General features: G+C 70.3%; 16 protein-coding genes. 8 read left to right on the top strand and 8 right to left on the bottom strand.

The features are described from left to right. Nucleotides 1-48: 48 nt before the first annotated feature. Nucleotides 49-1,329 (bottom strand): FG-GAP-like repeat-containing protein, encoded by a 1,281-nt coding sequence (locus NKT36_RS17880; RefSeq protein WP_327054101.1) that lies wholly within the window; start codon nucleotides 1,327-1,329, stop codon nucleotides 49-51. A 126-nt stretch (nucleotides 1,330-1,455) separates the two neighbouring features. On the opposite strand from NKT36_RS17880, the gene NKT36_RS17875 reads away from it, so the two are divergent. Together NKT36_RS17875 and NKT36_RS17870 are read left to right on the top strand one after the other, a co-directional pair. Then, the gene (locus NKT36_RS17875) at nucleotides 1,456-2,328 is read left to right on the top strand and encodes a DUF2250 domain-containing protein (RefSeq protein WP_327054100.1); all 873 of its coding nucleotides are present in this window, start codon (nucleotides 1,456-1,458) and stop codon (nucleotides 2,326-2,328) included. 78 nt (nucleotides 2,329-2,406) lie between these two features. Beyond that, nucleotides 2,407-3,429, top strand: a complete 1,023-nt coding sequence (locus NKT36_RS17870) for an alpha/beta fold hydrolase (RefSeq protein ID WP_327054099.1) — start codon at nucleotides 2,407-2,409, stop codon at nucleotides 3,427-3,429. Between the two features lie 64 nt (nucleotides 3,430-3,493). Here NKT36_RS17870 and NKT36_RS17865 read toward each other — a convergent pair whose 3' ends face one another. Both NKT36_RS17865 and NKT36_RS17860 read right to left on the bottom strand, forming a co-directional pair. After that, a complete protein-coding gene (locus NKT36_RS17865; protein WP_327054098.1) occupies nucleotides 3,494-4,099 on the bottom strand; it encodes a GAP family protein in 606 nt (201 codons plus the stop codon). Between the two features lie 194 nt (nucleotides 4,100-4,293). Further along, nucleotides 4,294-4,464 carry a DUF7501 family protein gene (locus NKT36_RS17860; RefSeq protein WP_327054097.1) on the bottom strand — a complete coding sequence of 57 codons (171 nt, stop codon included), beginning with the start codon at nucleotides 4,462-4,464 and terminating at the stop codon, nucleotides 4,294-4,296. Between the two features lie 186 nt (nucleotides 4,465-4,650). Here NKT36_RS17860 and NKT36_RS17855 point away from each other — a divergent pair, with 186 nt between their 5' ends. After that, nucleotides 4,651-5,232, top strand: a complete 582-nt coding sequence (locus NKT36_RS17855; protein WP_327054096.1) for a nitrous oxide reductase accessory protein NosL — start codon at nucleotides 4,651-4,653, stop codon at nucleotides 5,230-5,232. Nucleotide 5,233: 1 nt separating this feature from the next. Here the strand turns inward: NKT36_RS17855 and NKT36_RS17850 are convergent, their stop codons facing one another. Genes NKT36_RS17850 through NKT36_RS17840 form a run of 3 tightly spaced genes read right to left on the bottom strand, consistent with a single transcriptional unit; the run spans nucleotide 5,234 to nucleotide 8,821 of the window. Next, nucleotides 5,234-6,115, bottom strand: a complete 882-nt coding sequence (locus tag NKT36_RS17850) for an ABC transporter permease (protein WP_327054095.1) — start codon at nucleotides 6,113-6,115, stop codon at nucleotides 5,234-5,236. Beyond that, on the bottom strand, nucleotides 6,108-6,932 hold the full coding sequence (locus tag NKT36_RS17845) for an ABC transporter ATP-binding protein (protein ID WP_327054094.1): 825 nt from the start codon (nucleotides 6,930-6,932) through the stop codon (nucleotides 6,108-6,110). The genes NKT36_RS17850 and NKT36_RS17845 overlap by 8 nt, the downstream gene beginning before the upstream one ends. Next, the gene (locus tag NKT36_RS17840; protein WP_327054093.1) at nucleotides 6,929-8,821 is read right to left on the bottom strand and encodes a NosD domain-containing protein; all 1,893 of its coding nucleotides are present in this window, start codon (nucleotides 8,819-8,821) and stop codon (nucleotides 6,929-6,931) included. The genes NKT36_RS17845 and NKT36_RS17840 overlap by 4 nt, the downstream gene beginning before the upstream one ends. 220 nt (nucleotides 8,822-9,041) lie before the next feature. On the opposite strand from NKT36_RS17840, the gene NKT36_RS17835 reads away from it, so the two are divergent. Continuing rightward, a complete protein-coding gene (locus NKT36_RS17835) occupies nucleotides 9,042-9,683 on the top strand; it encodes a nitrous oxide reductase accessory protein NosL (RefSeq protein ID WP_327054092.1) in 642 nt (213 codons plus the stop codon). Nucleotides 9,684-9,755: 72 nt separating this feature from the next. On the opposite strand, the gene NKT36_RS17830 is transcribed toward NKT36_RS17835, so the two are convergent. After that, the gene (locus NKT36_RS17830) at nucleotides 9,756-11,444 is read right to left on the bottom strand and encodes an alpha-amylase family protein (RefSeq protein ID WP_327054091.1); all 1,689 of its coding nucleotides are present in this window, start codon (nucleotides 11,442-11,444) and stop codon (nucleotides 9,756-9,758) included. 157 nt (nucleotides 11,445-11,601) lie between these two features. After that, nucleotides 11,602-12,051 (bottom strand): pyridoxamine 5'-phosphate oxidase family protein, encoded by a 450-nt coding sequence (locus NKT36_RS17825; protein ID WP_327054090.1) that lies wholly within the window; start codon nucleotides 12,049-12,051, stop codon nucleotides 11,602-11,604. A 166-nt stretch (nucleotides 12,052-12,217) separates the two neighbouring features. Here NKT36_RS17825 and NKT36_RS17820 point away from each other — a divergent pair, with 166 nt between their 5' ends. The 4 genes from NKT36_RS17820 (at nucleotide 12,218) to NKT36_RS17805 (ending at nucleotide 15,539) form a co-directional block, all read left to right on the top strand. Then, the gene (locus NKT36_RS17820) at nucleotides 12,218-12,622 is read left to right on the top strand and encodes a hypothetical protein (RefSeq protein ID WP_327054089.1); all 405 of its coding nucleotides are present in this window, start codon (nucleotides 12,218-12,220) and stop codon (nucleotides 12,620-12,622) included. A 169-nt stretch (nucleotides 12,623-12,791) separates the two neighbouring features. Further along, the gene (locus NKT36_RS17815; protein WP_327054088.1) at nucleotides 12,792-14,213 is read left to right on the top strand and encodes a cytochrome ubiquinol oxidase subunit I; all 1,422 of its coding nucleotides are present in this window, start codon (nucleotides 12,792-12,794) and stop codon (nucleotides 14,211-14,213) included. After that, a complete protein-coding gene (gene cydB, locus NKT36_RS17810; RefSeq protein ID WP_327054087.1) occupies nucleotides 14,206-15,207 on the top strand; it encodes a cytochrome d ubiquinol oxidase subunit II in 1,002 nt (333 codons plus the stop codon). The genes NKT36_RS17815 and cydB overlap by 8 nt, the downstream gene beginning before the upstream one ends. After that, nucleotides 15,207-15,539 (top strand): hypothetical protein, encoded by a 333-nt coding sequence (locus tag NKT36_RS17805; RefSeq protein ID WP_327054086.1) that lies wholly within the window; start codon nucleotides 15,207-15,209, stop codon nucleotides 15,537-15,539. Before cydB ends, NKT36_RS17805 begins: the two co-directional genes overlap by 1 nt. Nucleotides 15,540-15,575 lie beyond the last annotated feature (36 nt).

Below are 15,575 nucleotides of genomic sequence, written 5' to 3'. Positions count from 1 at the left end.
GGTCGCCCACTCCGCCACGGGACCGACGGCCAGGTCGCTCGCCCCAGGTCAGCCGAAGACGCACCCGATGCTATCCGTGACGTCACATCGGGCGTAGTCGAGCGCGACGACGCGGCCGTACGCGTAGGTGACGAGCATCTCGTCGTCGCCGTCGCCGTCGAGGTCGGCAAGCCGCGGGCGGGTCAGGATGGCCTGCTCGCGGCTGTACGACTCCACCACCTCGCCCGTCGAGGGGGCGACCACGGCCACGGTCCCGTCGTTGGCGGCGGCGACGAGCTCTTGGTCCCCGTCGCCGTCGGGGTCGCCCAGGGTCGGCGGCGGCATCATCGGGACGTCCGCGGACGTGAGCGTCGTCGTCCACTCGACGCGCCCGTCGTCGGCCCCGATGCTGCGGAGCTTCCCGTCCCGCGCCGTCGCGTAGACCTCCGCTTGCCCGTCGTCGTCGGCGTCGCCGAACGCGTGGACCGCCGCGAACTTCCCGAAGTCGTGGCGCCACTCCGTCTCTCGCGTCGCACCGTCCACCATCGCGACGGTGCCGTCGGCTCCCGCGACGACGATCTCGACGGCCGGGTCGCCGTCGCCCTGGCCGGTGGTCATCCAGGTGATGGAGGTGTCGAACCGCTTCGGCGCTGGCCACGCCGACGCGCCGTCCCGCTCGAACAGACGTAACTGACCAACGTCGAACCCGGCGACCAGCTCGGGAGCGCCGTCGGCGTCGAAGTCGGCGACGGCCGGCTGGCCCCAGGTGTAGCCCGAGAGGTTCCGAGACCACGCGGTGGACCCGTCCGCCCGGAAGACGTGCACCGACCCGGTGACGTCGGCGGCGATCACCTCCTTGTCGCCGTCGCCGAGGAGGTCGGCGACCACCGGCCGGGTGTAGCCGTAGTGGTCGAGGGGGAACCGCGTCTCGACGGCGCCCGTCCGCGCGTTCGCGGCGACCACCTCCCCGGCGGTGGTGGCGGTGAGCACCTCCATCGTCCCGTCGCCGTCGTAGTCCGCGACGGTCGGGTCGGCGACGGCGTGCACCGTGCAGTTCGACGGCCGAACCCCGTACCGCCACTCCGCGTCCCCGGTCGTCGCGTCGAGCGCCGTCAGCCGGCAGGTGGACGTGTTCGGCAGGCCGTTGAGCGGGGCGAACGCGACCGGTCGTCCGTCGACGCGCGCCACGGCCGGTCCGTGGTGGTTGCCGGGCGTCTCGCCCGTCGCGTCGCTCGCCCACCGTTCGACGAGCCGACGGTCCGACGGCCCTTCCGCTCCGAGCGCGAGGACGGCGGTGCCGACGAGCGCAACCAGGAGGACCGCGAGCGCGACCGCGGTTCGGCGTCGCATCTGAGGGGTGACTCTCGGCCTGCAGAAGCCAAAAGCTGTCGGCTCGATCACCGGCCGTCGGTCTCCCCGCGGTCGCGGCCCCGTCGAGGGGGAAAGCGTTTTTCGCTCCCGGGTCCACGTCCGGATATGGTCTCGGAGGCGGCAATCGAGCGACTCCGGCTGGAGGCGGACACCATCTTCACCCGCATCGAGACGGTGCGGTCGGCGCTCGACGACGCCCGCCACAGCGAGGGCGACCACTGGGACGACGAGGAACTCGCGCTGACGCTCGCGTCGCCCGTCGGCGACGACGTCGAGGTGACGCTCGACCTGACACAGAGCGCGGCCGAGAACGCCCAGGAGCGCTACGAGCGCGCGGACGAACTCGAAGCGGAACTCGCGGAACGGGAGGCGGTCGCGGGCGAACTCGCGGCGGTGCCGCCGCATCCGCTCGCCTTCCTCGTGCTCTACCACCTGGACACGGTCGAGGGCGACTACCCGCGCTCGATGGCCGGCCACCTCACGGCCGACCGCAAGCGGACCGCCGAGACGTGCGAGGACCTCGTGACCGCCGGCGTGCTCGAACGCATCGAGTCGGGGATGTTGAAGCGCCGCGACGTCAAGCTGAAGAAGGCGAACGAGACCCACCAGCACCACACCTACTACCGGCTGTCGCGGGAGGGCGACCACCTCCTCCGGTTCCTCGGCGAGCGCGAGGGCAAGGCGAACTTCCTGCGCTGGGTCGACGGCGCGGCGACGCTCGCGCGCCGACTCTCGCGCGGCGGGCCGGACTACCCCCGGATGACCGCCGAGGAACTCGACCGCGACTTCGAGACGGTCCGGCGGCTCTACCGCGCGATGCGGCGGGTCGGGCTCGTGACCACCTACGAGGGCAGCATCATCAAGGGGACCGAACGGAAGCTCAAGCCGAAGGACGAGACCCACCGCAAGCACACCTACTACGTGACGACCGACGTGGCCGACCGCATCCTGCGCGACCTCGACCAGTCCGATTCGTGAGCGGGTGACGTATTCGCCTCCCGCCGCGGTTCGCGGTCGGCCCCCGAACTTATCATCGACACCGACGGTACCGTCCGCATGAACGTCCACGAGGTCGCCGACGACGTCGAGGGGTGGTTCAGGTCCCGGAAGGAACAGGCGCCGGTCGAGTCCGACCCGTCCGAACTCGACCGGTTCACGGAACCCGACCCGCGGGACGTGCACCCCGACGTCGACGCCGGAACCCTCTCGCTCGGGCCGACCGAGCTCGAGGCGTCCGTCTGGCGTCGCCTCCCGCCGAGCCACGTCCCACGGGTCGAACGGCCGTTCGAGTTCGCGTCGCCCGTCGAATCGCCGCACGAGGCGAACGACGTTGTCACGGGCCTCCGCTGGCACGGGCAAGGGGGCGAGACGGCGTCGACCGCGGTCGTCATGCTCCACGGCGCGTTCGCCCCGTCGTTCGCGGCCGAACGGCTCATCTCGGTCCCGTTGCTCCGCCGGAACGCCCACGTCTTCGCGATGGCCGCGCCGTACCACATGGGGCGGGCACCGCCCACGTCGGAGTACTCCGGCCAGTACCTGCTCTCCGGCGACGTCCCGCGGTTCGTCGAGGGGGTGGTCCAGGCGGTCGCCGACGTCCGGCGCCTCGTCGCCACGCTGCAGCAGGAGGGTTACGACGAGGTCTACCTGTCCGGCGTCAGCCTGGGCGGGAACGTCGCCGCCCAGGCGCTCACGATGGCCGACGTGGATGGTGGCGTCCTCACCGTCCCCGCGGTCGACTTCGCGGAGACCCTCCAGCGAGCGCCGATAGCGGCCGGGATGCGGCGCGCGGCGAACCAGGCCGGGTTCTCGGACCCGGACGTCCGGCGTGCGATGGCCCCCATCACGCCGGAACGCCTGGGGTCGCCCGTCCCGGACGAGTCCGACGTGCACGTCGTCTACGGCCGCTGGGACCGGCAGGTTCCGGCGGAGACGGTCGAGTCGCTTCTCGGCGAGTGGCCGGGCGCGTCGTCTGTCGAGTACCCGACCGGCCACCGGACGACGGCGCTGCGCATCCTCGCCCACCGCCACCAGCTGGCGGGCTGGCTCGACGCGAAGATGGCCGCCGGGTCGGTCGAGTGACCACCGTCGAATCCGGACCGTGCGTCGCCTCGGCCGCCGGGATGGCGACGCCCCTCCCCGCTGCCTACCCGAGGACCAGGGCGACGAAGAACAGCAGCACCACCTCGTTGACGACCCAGGAGTTGTCGTCCATCCAGTCGCGCGCCCTCGGGAGGAACGCCTCCGCCCGGTCGCCGAACGCGAACAGGACCAGCGACGGCAGCGCCAGGAGGAAAAGTGTGAGCGCGACGAACCCGGCGGCGTCGGTCAGCGGGAGGTCGTTCGCGGCGAGATACGAACCGACCGCGACCGCCGTGAAGACGTCGCTCGGGAACAGTCCAAGCAGGAGGAAGCCGAGCCGGAACGAGAACCGCGGGTTCGCGCTGGCGAGTTTCCCCATCCACGCCGGGGGCCCCGACTCCTCGCGGGTCCGGTAGGTGTTCACCATCGCGGCGAGGAGCAGCACGACCACGACGGCGGTGAGGGCGTCGTTCGACGTCCCCTGCCTCGACGCTCCGTCGCCGAGCAGGTAGGCGAGCGTGACGGTGGCGCTGATGGAGAGGGACGCCCCGAAGACGTACGCGGCGGAGTTCCGGCGCCACTCGTCGCTCGTGGCGAGGAAGATGGCGCTCAGGATCTGCGGCCCGGCGACCATCACGATCGCCAGCGGCAGCACCGTCAGGAAGCTCACGGTGACTGCACCGTCCGGACCCGTCCATCCCCGTCGCCCGGGTTCGGAGCTCTCTCCCCCGACTGAACGTTCATGCTCGGAAACACGTCCCGGGGACGATTCAAGCTATCGGGGGACTACGGGGTCGTAGGCGGCCGTTACGCGCCGTCAGGCCGCTTTCTCACCAGGGGAGCGCGTCGCACGACGCGCCAGCGTCACTTCGCCCAGCCGCCGTGCATGTCGTCCGCGACGTTGCGCCGCCAGGTCTCGAAGCCGGACTCACAGGTGGGATGGTCGTCGATGTGGTCGACGAAGCCTGCGCCGGGATTCGGAAGCTCTGCTTCACAGAACGGGCAGTGGTCGGGATCGTTCCAGGTGGGAGCCATTGACGGCTGCAACGACTCCGTTCCAGTGTATAAATTCTGTGGCGATATGACTTATTGGGATATAACGTGTTAATATGTCCATAGTACACCTTGTGGTCGTCGCGGGGTCCGCGGTCGTTTCCGGTGGCGGTGCGTTTCGACGCCCGAACCAGACGCGTTTTCCGGGTACTCCAGCTATCTCCGGTGATGACGGACGGAACTCCGACGCCCCGGTCGCGCCGCGCGTTCCTCGCGACGACGGGACTCGTGGGCGTCGGCGCGCTCGCTGGCTGTCTCGGCGGGAAGACGGACGCCCCGACGGCCGACCCGGTCGCGCTCACGGGGACGAAACAGTGCGAGGTCTGCGGCATGATAATCGAGCAACACCCCGGCCCGACGGCCCAGTTCTTCTACGGCGACGGCGGGCCCGACCACGAGGGCCCGGCCTGGTTCTGCAGCGCCTGGGAGGGGTTCCAGTACGACTTCCAGGCCGACGACCGCGGCTGGACGAGCGAGGGCGGCTACGTCACCGACTACTCGACGGTCGACTACGAGGTGTCCACCGACGGCGGCGAACGGTTCATCTCTGCCCACCTCGAACCGGCGGCGTTCTCGCCAGTGGACGACGTCGTCTACGTCGTCGACAGCGAGGTGAAAGGCGCCATGGGCGACGACCTCGTCCCGTTCGGTGAGCGCGAGGACGCCGACGCGTTCGCCGAGCAGTACGGCGGCGAGGTCGTCGGGTACGACGCCGTGACGCCGGAACTGATCGGCCAGATCGGTCGCTGACCTACCAGACCCAGCGGACGGCGACGGCCAGCAGACCGGTCGCCCAGGCGACGAGCGACCCGGCGGCGGCGACCGGCGAGACGAGCGTCGCGCCGGACGTCGTCGCGCCCACGACCGTCGTCATCACCAGCCCGCGGTACGCGCTGGCCGGACTGGCGACGAGTGCGGTCGCGAGTGCGCCGTCGCCCACGGCGCCCTGCGCGAGTCCGCCGAGCAGCAGGAGGTCCGCCCCCAGCGACAGGGCGGCGACCGCGAGGACGGCGACGACGACGCCCGAACGGACCGACCGCGCGGTCGCGGAGACGGCGACGGCGGCGGCGAGGCTCGCCAGCCCGTAGAGGACGGTTAGCGCGACGAACCGGACGTAGAGCACGGGCGAGTCGGCGCCGGTGGTCGTCGCGTAGATGCTCCCGGCCGGTTCGGGTTGCAGGAAGGCGAGCGTCCCGACCACCGCGAGCGGCGCGACGACGAGCGCGGCCAGCGCCACCCCTCTCGCCGCGAACACGCCGACGACGTAGGACGCCCGCGGGAGTGGGAACGTCCGCAGGACGGCGAGCTCGCCGTTGGCCCGGTCGTCGAGGACGGCGCGGTAGCCCAGCGCGAACGCCGCCACCGGGACCAGCACCTCGACGTACGTCAGGAGGTCGACGACGAGCGGGACGTAGCCCGTGGCGACGCCGCCGCCGAGGACGGCGAGGCCGACGACGGCCAGCAGGAACCCGCCGGCGAGCGCGAGGTACGCGCGACTCCGCCGAAGCGTCGCCAGTTCGCGGTGGAAGACCGACTCCGCGGCGGCGAACGTCCCGGGGCGGACCGACGCCTCCTCGCTCGCCGCCCCGCCGACCGGCGACGTCGCACCGTCGGCCGTCGGGTCGTCAGTCATCGCTCCCTCCCGCGTCCCGCACGGCGACGCGCCCCTCGTGGCCCGCGACGAGGTCGCCGAAGACGGCCCGCAGCGACCGGTCGCCGCCGGTGACGGCGTCGACGCTTCCGGCGGCCGTCACTTCGCCCTGTCGGAGCGCGACGACGCGGTCCGCGCGCTCGGTCACCAGCCCCAGGTCGTGCGAACTGAGCAGGACGGCGGTGCCGTCGGTCGCCGCGCCGTTCGCGACGTCGAACACGCGCTCGCTCATCGTCGGGTCCAGCCCGGAGGTGGGTTCGTCGAGGACGACCAGCGGCGGGTCGCCGAGCAGCGCGGTCGCGATGCCGAGCAGGCGCGTCATCCCGCCGGAGAGCGCGCCGACCCGGCGGTCGCGGGCAGCGGCCAGTCCTACGCGGTCGAGCGTCGCGTCCACGTCGGCACCGCCGACGAGGTCGGCGTAGTGGGCCACCGTCTCCGCGACGGTCAACTGCGGCCGGAACGCGGGCGTCTGCGGGAGGTAGCCCACCGCCCGCCCGCGGGCGTCGGGTCGGGTGACGGTGCCGTCCGTGGGAGCGACGAGGCCCGCCAGCACGCGCAGCAGCGTGGTCTTCCCGGAGCCGTTCGGCCCGACGAGCGCGGTCACCGCTCCCCCCGGTATCGTCGCCGACACGTCTCCCAGCACTTCCACGTCGCCGAAGCGTTTGGCGACGCCCTCTGCGACGAGTCCTTCCCCTTCGGCCGGTTCGTCGCGGTCGGTCGCTTGTTCGTCGGGCGTCCGTTCGCCGGTCGCTTGCGTATCCGTTCCGTCGGTCGATGCGGTCGAAGAACTGGTGGTCATGGCTGTGTCGGAGTCTCCGTAGCGTTCGCGAGCGTCCCTGCGCGGTCGAGGCGGTCGGGGTTCGCGGGGGCGGCGAGCGGGTTGCGGTCGACGATTCCCTCGGCGCGCATCCCCGGCACCTCGCCGAGGAGGAAGCGCGTCAGGCGGTACGACGGTGCTTCCGCGAGTACGCGGACGGACGACGTCGTGGCGAGGCGCTCGCCGACCGCGTCCGTCGGGGTGAACGAGCGGTCCAGGTGGTCGCCGACGGCGCGGCCGGGCGCGCCGCTCCAGTGGTTGCCGTCGCCGTCGTACGTCCAGACGTGGAGCGCGCCGTAGGTGGCGGTGGCGTGGCGCTCGTTCGCCACGAAGTCGTTGCCGGTGACGCGGTTCGACGCGAGCAGGTCCGAGGTCTTCGCACCCACCTCGTTGCCGTACGCGACGTTGTCCTCGTAGGTCGAGTGGCGGGTGTTCACGTCGAAGCCGTAGGTCGCGTCCGCGACGACGTTGCGGGCGACGTACGCCCGGCTGCCGGCGACGGCGATGCCGGTCGGCGCGTCGGTGACCGCGTTGCCGACGACGGCGGTGTCCGTCGGCCGCGTCATCACGTCCATGCCGGCGTTCGACTGGCCGCGCATCGCGTTGCCCGCCACGAGGGCGCCGGAGGTGTACATCAGGTGGACGCCGAACCGGCCGCCGGTCATCGAGTTGTTCCTGACGACGAGCCCGTCGGCGTGGTGGGTGGCGACGCCGTCGCGGCCGTCGACGAACGTCGAGTCCTGGACGACGCCGTCGGAGTAGATGGCCATGGTGCCCATGCGGCCGTCGCGCCAGTGGTCGCTCCCGCGGACGGTGACGTTGTCGACGACGGCGTCGGTGCTGTTGACGACGAGCACGCCGTTGGCCCGGGTGTCGACCGCGACGTCGGCGACGAGCGGTGCGGCGGCCCTCTGGACCGCGACGCCCGCGTTCCCGTCGGCGTACGCGTTCTCCACCGACGCGTCCCAGCCGCCGCTGACGTCGTCGTCGGCCGATCCGACGCCGGCGACGTCGAGTCCCACCACGGCGGCGCGGTCGGCGCGGACCGTCACCACGCTCCCGGAGCCGTTGCCCCGGACGGTCGCGCCGGACGCGCCACGGAGGGTGACCGGCTTCCGGACCGTCACCGTCTCCTCGTAAGTGCCCGCCGGCACGAGGACGGTCGTGTTCGGCGGCGCGGCGTCGACGGCCGCCTGGACCGTGGGTGCGTCCCGGCCGACCACCGTCGAGACCGGGCGGTCGCGATACTCGTCCGTCGCGCGGACCGTCCGGTCCGCCGCGGCGTGGCGGTCGGGGACCGCCCGTCGGACGTCGTCCCCACCCCTCGCCTCGACTGTATCGAGGACGGTCGACCACCGGACGACGCGGCCGCCGTGGGCGTCGGCGAACTGCTCGGCCGCCGCCCGCGCGCCGAAGGCGGGGACCGCGGAGCCTGCCATCGTCTTCGCGTCGCTCCCGAGGACGAAGAACGCGCGGTCGGCGCGCACCCACCCGGGGTCGCCGTCGCTGGCGAGATAGCCGTCGTCGGTCGCCCGGAGCGAGACCGTCGCCAGGTCGGACACGTACACCGCGATGGGCGTGCCGTACCGCTGGGGCGTCTCGGGGAGGCTGGCGACGTGCGCGTACGTCCGCGTCCCGTAGTAGCCGGCGACGTACCGGTAGCCCGAGTAGAACACCTCGACGCGCGGGAGGACGAGCCCCCGCTCGCGGCTCTCTTCCACGGCGGTCGAGGAGAGGCCGGACGCGACGGTGTCGTGGAACGGCACCGGCTCGGGCGTCGCGCCGGTGTCGACCGCGAACGCACCGCCCGCGAGGGCCGTCCCTGCGACGACGAGAAGGAGGACGCCGAGCGTGGTCGCACGCTGTGTCACAGCGGACGTTGGGACGCCCGCGATATAGGGCGACTGGTACAATCGTCGAAGGCGGCCCCGGCGAGACTCCGGTCCGTCGACGAGCGATTGGAACCGTCGAGGCACCGACGCTGCAGGAACTCGCCCCCTTCCGGCTCGTCGACCGCACGCCCATTCTCCGGCGACGGCTTTCGTCTATTGTACCAGATTCACTATACTGCCGGGGTCACGATACGGTGCCATGGTGGACGACGAGACGGACGCGATCCACGACCTCACGCGACGAACGGCGCTCCGTGCCGGTCTCCTCGGCGTCGGAGCGGCGCTCGCGGGCTGTGTCGGCTCCTCCGGGACCGACGAGGAGACGACGAGCACGACCGACCGAACCAGCACCGGGCAACCGACGACGAGCACCGCGACGGAGGGGACCGACGCGGCGGCAGCGAAACCGGAGACGCCGGGCGAGGAGGAGTCCTGTGCCGTCTGCAAGATGTACCCCGCGAAGTTCCCGGACTACAACGCGCAGTTGCTGCGCGACGACGGCGAACACGTTCACTTCTGCTCGACGGGCTGTATGACGGCGTACACGGCCTCACCGGGCACCTTCCAGGAGGGCGTCACCCGCGACGACGTCGACGTCGCGTGGGCCCACGACCACGCGACGAAGGAACTGACCCGGGCGAGCGAGGCGTACTTCGTCCTGGAGACGGACGCGGACCGCGTCGACGACCCGATGATGAAGAATCCGCTCGCGTTCGCAGACGAGGGGGACGCGACCGACTACGTCGACCAGTACGACGACCTCTCGACCGACGACGTCGTGCGCTACGACGACTTCGACGTCGAACTGGCGAAGCAGTACCGCGGGAAGTTCTTCGAGTAGGATTCGCGGCCCGGACCGTCCTGCGACGGTCGGGCCTGCCCCGGCGTGGGCCCCAACGCTTCGGAGCGACCCTCACTGCCCGACGTCCTGCCACCCACTCTTGCCGGTCGCCTTCGCCGACCGGAGTCGCGACCAGCGGTAGCCGTAGGGGTCGATGGTGAACTCGTAGCCGTCGCTCTCGGCCGAGTCGAGCGGGTCGTACTGCCGGTTGGCGAAGACGTCGACGAGGCGGGGGTCTCCCGGAAGCGAGAACGTGACGTCGGTCTCCTCGTCGGCGAGGTTGTGGATCGCCAGGACGCCGGTGCCGTCCCACCTGCAGCGGTGGATTATCACGCCGGGTTCCTCGGTCTCCAGAAGGTCGAACTTTCCCCACCCCAGTTCCGGGTTCTCCTTCCGGAGGGCGACGAGTCGCTGCATCCAGTTGAACAGCGAGTCGGGGTCGAACTCCTGGTCGGTGACGTTCACCCGGTCGTGGCCGAACTGGCCCTCCTCGACGACCGGGAGCACGAGGTCGTCGGCCGGCGCGTCCGAGAAGCCGGCGTTCTCCTCGTTCGCCCACTGCATCGGCGTTCGCACCGCCGTCCTGCCCGCCTGCGAGAGGTCCTCGCCCATGCCGATCTCGTCGCCGTAGACGAACATCGGCGTCCCCGGCATGGAGAACAGCAGGCTGAACGCCATCCGGATCCGCCGCTCGTCGCCGTCGAGCATCGGCGCGAGCCGCCGCCGGATGCCGCGACCGTAGATCCGCATCTCCTCCTCGGGGGCGAACGCCTCGAAGACGTCCTCCCGTTCCGATTCGGTGAGCCGTCCGAGGTCCAGTTCGTCGAGGTTCCGCAGGAAGTTGACCCACTGGCCCTCCGTCGGGACGGTCGGCAGGAGGCGTATCCCCTCAACGATGGGTTCCATGTTCTCTCGCGCCAGTCCGAGGAAGAGGTAGTTGTCCAGCAGGAAGTTGAACAGCATCGTCAGCTCGTCGCCGTCACCGTCGCCGAAGTACTCGCCGAGTCGGTTCGGCGCCACGTCCACCTCGCCGAGGAGGACGGCGTCGCCTTTCCGCTTGGTGACGAACCGTCGGAAGTTGCGGAGGACCCCGTGGGGGTCGTCCGGTCGCTTCGACTCGAGCCCCTTCGGCCCGATCATGTGGGCGGCGGCGTCGAACCGGAAGCCGTCGACGCCCAGCCGCAGCCAGTAGCCCATGATGCTCCGGATCTCGTCGCGGACGTCAGGGTTCGAGATGTTCAGTCCCGGCTCGAAGCCGTAGAACTTGTGGAAGTAGTAGGCGTCGGCGACCTCGTCGTAGCTCCAGACGCTCTCCTCCTGGCCGGGGAAGACGGTCTCGGCCTCGACGTCGGCCTCGTCGGGGTCGTCGACCCAGACGTAGTAGTCGCGGTACTTCGAGTCGGGGTCCTCGCGGGCCTCCTGGAACCACGGGTGCTGGTCCGAGGTGTGGTTCACTACCAGGTCGACGATGACGCGGATGCCGCGACTCCCTGCCTCGTTGAGGAACTCGGCGAAGTCACCCAGGTCGCCGAGTCGGTCGTCGACCTCGTAGTAGTCCATCACGTCGTAACCGTTGTCCCGGTTCGGCGTCGGATAGAACGGAAGCAACCACAGGCAGTCCACCCCGAGACGGGAGATGTAGTCCAGGCGATTCGTGAGTCCCGGGAAGTCCCCGATCCCGTCGCCGTCCGAGTCGTTGAACCGCTCGACGTCGACGGCGTACATGACGCTGTTCTTGTACCAGTGGTCGCTCCCCCTCATCCTCTCCACGGGTACGTTCCTATCGAGGAAGGTATCTTCGGCAGTCGTATGACAGGTCTGTGACGTGATGGGTCGTCCGCGCGTCGGCGACGACTGAGCGCCGTCACTCGTCGCCGCGAGCGCCGACGGTCCGTGACGTGTCGCGCACCGACCGCGTTCAGGACTCCGACTGGACCTCCTTCCGCCCGGTCAGTCGTTCGGGAACCAGGCGGAACTGGCGGAACGTCACGTCGTCCTGCGGCTGGTCGAACACGTCCACCCGCGGAATGTTGACCGCCCACATCCCCTGCACGGCACTCGAATCGTACGGCATGTCCGTCAGCTCTTCGAGGCGACCGTCGGCGACGACACTCCGCTGGCCCTCCTCTGTCTGCCGGTGCGTGACGAAGGAAACGGGGTTCTCGACGAGGTCGGTCTTGCCGCTCTCCGGGGGGAAGAAGAGTCGGAAGTAGAAGTCCCCCGAGTCCGCGTCGTACCCGTAGGACACCGGCAGCGAGAACGGCGGCTCTTCGAGTTCGGTCGAGAACGACAGCGTTCCGGTTCCCCCGTCACCCAGGAACTCGTCCAGTTCGTCTCCGCTCAGTTGCACCCAGCGAAGCCCCTCCATGGTCCACCGTACGGCGGTGTGAGCAAAAACGACTTGGGACGGTTTCTGCCCTCCGAGTCGCGAGAGAAGCCCCCCTCGCCCCCGACGGACCGCAGTCCTCGGCGCGACACCGCCGGTCCGCGCCCCCTGACACTTTACGTCCCGGCGAGAAGTGCCACTCGAACAGGTGTTCCAACGGCGAGCGTCGTCCTTCCGGCCGTCCGGTGCGGACGCCGTCGTCGGTGCGTTCCGCGACGGCGACGAACTCGTCGACTGCGGCCCGCCCGCCGACCCGGTGGTCGCCGACGCCCCGACCACGCGACGGTCCTCGTCGCCGGCGAGCCTGCAGGCTGTTCGAGGACGGCTCACGCGCTCGCGGCGGGGATGGAGCACGCGACGAACGACGTCGTGGTCTGGACCGACGACGTCTCCCGCGAGGGCGGGTGGCTCGACCGGCTCGTCGGTCCTGCTGCCGTTCCCGTCGCTGCTCGTGACGTCGCCGCTCCTCCCGCTGGGCGTGGCCCCACCGCTCTCGGGTAGGGGTCGGACGTACCGGTGGTGGGGGACGTTCGACGTGACGGTCGAGCGCTGACCGTCGCAGCCGTGCCTGTCGGTGAGAACCGTCGGTTCAGCCTCCGAGACTGTCGGCCCCTACTGGGTGGCCGCAAGGGATACGTTCGCTGACTCCCTAGCTGGTCACGGTTACCGTCGACCGAACTCGCGTTCGTTAGTCCGCCGTGCCGCCCGCGTCGATTCCCACCATGCTCGACCCAGTCATCGCAAGCCGCCTCCAGTTCGCCGTCACGACCATCGTCCACATCATCTTCCCCGTGATGAGCATGGGACTCGCGCCCTTCCTCATCTACTTCACGTGGAAGGACATCCGAACCGGCCGACCCATCTACGAGCAGTTGCGCCGGTTCTGGACGAAGATCTTCGCCATCAGCTTCGTCGTCGGCACCGTGACGGGCATCGTCCTGGAGTTCGAGTTCGGCACCAACTTCGCGGTGTTCTCGACGGCCGCCGGCGAGCTGTTCGGCGGCCCGCTCGCCGTCGAGGGGCTGATGGCGTTCATGCTGGAGGCGACGTTCCTCGGCATCTTCGTGTTCGGCCGCGAGCGCGTCGGCAACGCCGTGTACATGCTGTCGGCGCTGGCGGTGGGCGTCGGAAGCTGGCTGTCCGCGGTCTGGATACTGATCGCCAACTCGTGGCTGCAGACGCCGCGCGGGTTCGAGGTGGTCATGCAGAACGGCCAGCCCATCGTCAGACTCGTCGACCCCATCGCGGCGTACGCGAACCCGCGGTTCCCGTGGATGTACGTCCACATGCAGAACGCCGCCGTCGAGTCCGTGGCGCTCGTCATGGCAGGTATCGGCGCGTACTTCGTCTTCCGCCACCACGTGTGGGGCTACCCCGTCGAGAACGTCGGCTTCTGGGAGACGACGCTCAAGTTCGGCCTCGTCGCGCTGCTCATCACGGCACCCCTGCAGGTCGTCCACGGCGACCTGTACGCCCGCCACGTCTACGAGACCCAGCCCCAGAAGTTCGCGGCGATGGAGGCGGTCTGGGAGACCGACTCCTACGTCCCCGAGTACATCGTCGCCTTCCCGACGAACCTGGAGGACCTGCTCGACCCGCGGGCGAAGGACATCTTCGGCATCGGCATCCCGGGCGGGGCGTCGTGGCTCGCCAGCGGCGGCGACCCGAACGCCGAGATAACAGGGCTGAACGAGTTCGAGGGGCCCCAGCCGCCCGTCGCGCTCGTGTTCTGGTCGTTCCGCATGATGGTCGCGCTCGGCTTCTGGTTCATCCTGCTCGCCGTCTGGGGCGGCTACCGCTGGGCGCGCGGCGAACTCCGCTCGGACGACCTCCTCCACAAGGCGCTGATGGCGTCTGCGCCGCTGGGCATCCTCGCCGTCCACCTCGGCTGGATCGTCACCGAGGTGGGTCGCCAGCCGTGGCTCATCCAGGGCGTGATGAAGACCAGCGACGGCGTCTCGACCGAACTCACCGCGACCGAGGCGACGGTGACGCTCGTCGGATTCGTCGCCGTCTATCTGGTGCTGCTCGCGCTCTACCTCTACGTCGTCGTCCGCATCGTCCGCGAGGGACCGCCGACCGTCTCCGAGGACGCGGTGGTCGACCGGTCGGAGGCGACGTCAGAGGTGAGCGTGGATGATTGAGGTCGGCTCGCTGGCGAACGAGCCGCTCTTCGGCCTTCCGCTGGCCGACATCTGGTTCGGCCTGCTGTTTTTCATCTTCGGCACCTTCCTCTTCCTCGACGGGTTCGACTTCGGCGTGGGCGCGCTGTTCGCGACCCGCGACGACGACGAGGAGCGCGAACTGCTGCTCGCCGCCATCGGGCCGGTCTGGGACGGCAACGAGGTGTGGCTGGTCGTGTTCGGCGGCGCGCTGTTCGCCGTCTTCCCGGCGGCGTACGCCAACCTGTTCAGCCGCCACTACCTGCTGATGTTCGCCATCCTCGGCGCGCTCATCCTCCGGGGCCTCGCCCCCGAGTTCTACGAGCAGCGCCACGACGAGCGCTGGCAGCGGTGGTGGGGGCGGGCGTTCGTCGTCGGCAGTGTCGCCGCGCCCTTTCTCCTCGGGATGTTCGCGGCGAACTGGCTGCTCGGTGCGACGACCACCGTGACGCTCCCGGGAATCGTCGTCGGCTTCGCCCTCGTGGCGCTCACGGTCGTCGACGGCGTCGCCTACCTGCGGTTGAAGACCCGCGGCGACCTCCGCGACGACCTCCGGTCGGACGGCTACCGCGCGCTCGCGGCGTACCTCGTGCTGGTCGTCACGACGCTCGCGTACGTCTACCTCGCGGAACCGTCCCTCCGCTCCGCGCTGCGCTCGCCGCTCGTGCTGGGACTCGTCGCGGCGACGCTCGTCTTCGCGGCCACGTACGCCGGGGGGATGGCCCGCGACCGCGACTACCTGACGTTCGGTGCGGCCGCCGGGCTGGTCTTCTCGCTGGTCGCCGTCGTCGCAACCCTGATGTACCCGAGCATCGACCGCGCCGGGGGATTGACCGTCGACGCGGCCGTCGTCTCGACGCTGCCGCTGAACCTCGTCACCATCGGCGCTGCCGTCCTCCTCCCGTTGATATTCGTCTACTTCGCCTTCCTCTACTCGGCCTTCAGCGGGCCGGTCGAGGCGGGGGAGGCGTACTGATGACCGGGGAGGACTCCGGAGACGGGGGCGATTCCGCGGACGCCGAGAGCGCGCGCGACGACCGACCGGCGAACGACCGCACGGCGTCCGGCGAAGCGACCGGGCCGAGTTCGAACCACACGCCCGAACCCCGGCTCGTCACGCGCATCCTCGTGACGTGGATCGAACTCACCCTCGTCGGGCTCACCGGCACCCTCCTCGGTGCCACGGTCGGCGGGCCACCTGGCTTCATCGTCTACCTCGTCACGACGCTCGTCACCGTCGGCATCCTCTTCTACAACGTGAACGAACTGATCCGGCGGTGGGTGCTGTCGACCGCCGAGGCGTCCTGACCGCGGTCGAAATCCGAGCGGTCGAGACCCAACGAC

This window comes from Halomicrococcus gelatinilyticus (genome assembly GCA_024227995.1).
In the GTDB taxonomy this organism is placed as follows: domain Archaea; phylum Halobacteriota; class Halobacteria; order Halobacteriales; family Haladaptataceae; genus Halomicrococcus; species Halomicrococcus gelatinilyticus.
The sequence above is the reverse complement of the archived record's forward strand: the minus strand, read 5'-3'. Positions and strand labels throughout refer to the sequence as shown.

Bases quoted from the DNA above. Each gene is read 5' to 3' on its own strand.
- NKT36_RS17815 (WP_327054088.1), top strand. From the start codon at position 12,792: ATGCTCGACCCAGTCATCGCAAGCCGCCTCCAGTTCGCCGTCACGACC.
- NKT36_RS17830 (WP_327054091.1), bottom strand. From the start codon at position 11,444: ATGAGGGGGAGCGACCACTGGTACAAGAACAGCGTCATGTACGCCGTC.
- NKT36_RS17850 (WP_327054095.1), bottom strand. From the start codon at position 6,115: ATGACTGACGACCCGACGGCCGACGGTGCGACGTCGCCGGTCGGCGGG.
- NKT36_RS17860 (WP_327054097.1), bottom strand. From the start codon at position 4,464: ATGGCTCCCACCTGGAACGATCCCGACCACTGCCCGTTCTGTGAAGCA.
- cydB (WP_327054087.1), top strand. From the start codon at position 14,206: ATGATTGAGGTCGGCTCGCTGGCGAACGAGCCGCTCTTCGGCCTTCCG.
- NKT36_RS17855 (WP_327054096.1), top strand. From the start codon at position 4,651: ATGACGGACGGAACTCCGACGCCCCGGTCGCGCCGCGCGTTCCTCGCG.
- NKT36_RS17805 (WP_327054086.1), top strand. From the start codon at position 15,207: ATGACCGGGGAGGACTCCGGAGACGGGGGCGATTCCGCGGACGCCGAG.
- NKT36_RS17835 (WP_327054092.1), top strand. From the start codon at position 9,042: ATGGTGGACGACGAGACGGACGCGATCCACGACCTCACGCGACGAACG.
- NKT36_RS17845 (WP_327054094.1), bottom strand. From the start codon at position 6,932: ATGACCACCAGTTCTTCGACCGCATCGACCGACGGAACGGATACGCAA.
- NKT36_RS17880 (WP_327054101.1), bottom strand. From the start codon at position 1,329: ATGCGACGCCGAACCGCGGTCGCGCTCGCGGTCCTCCTGGTTGCGCTC.
- NKT36_RS17875 (WP_327054100.1), top strand. From the start codon at position 1,456: ATGGTCTCGGAGGCGGCAATCGAGCGACTCCGGCTGGAGGCGGACACC.
- NKT36_RS17870 (WP_327054099.1), top strand. From the start codon at position 2,407: ATGAACGTCCACGAGGTCGCCGACGACGTCGAGGGGTGGTTCAGGTCC.
- NKT36_RS17825 (WP_327054090.1), bottom strand. From the start codon at position 12,051: ATGGAGGGGCTTCGCTGGGTGCAACTGAGCGGAGACGAACTGGACGAG.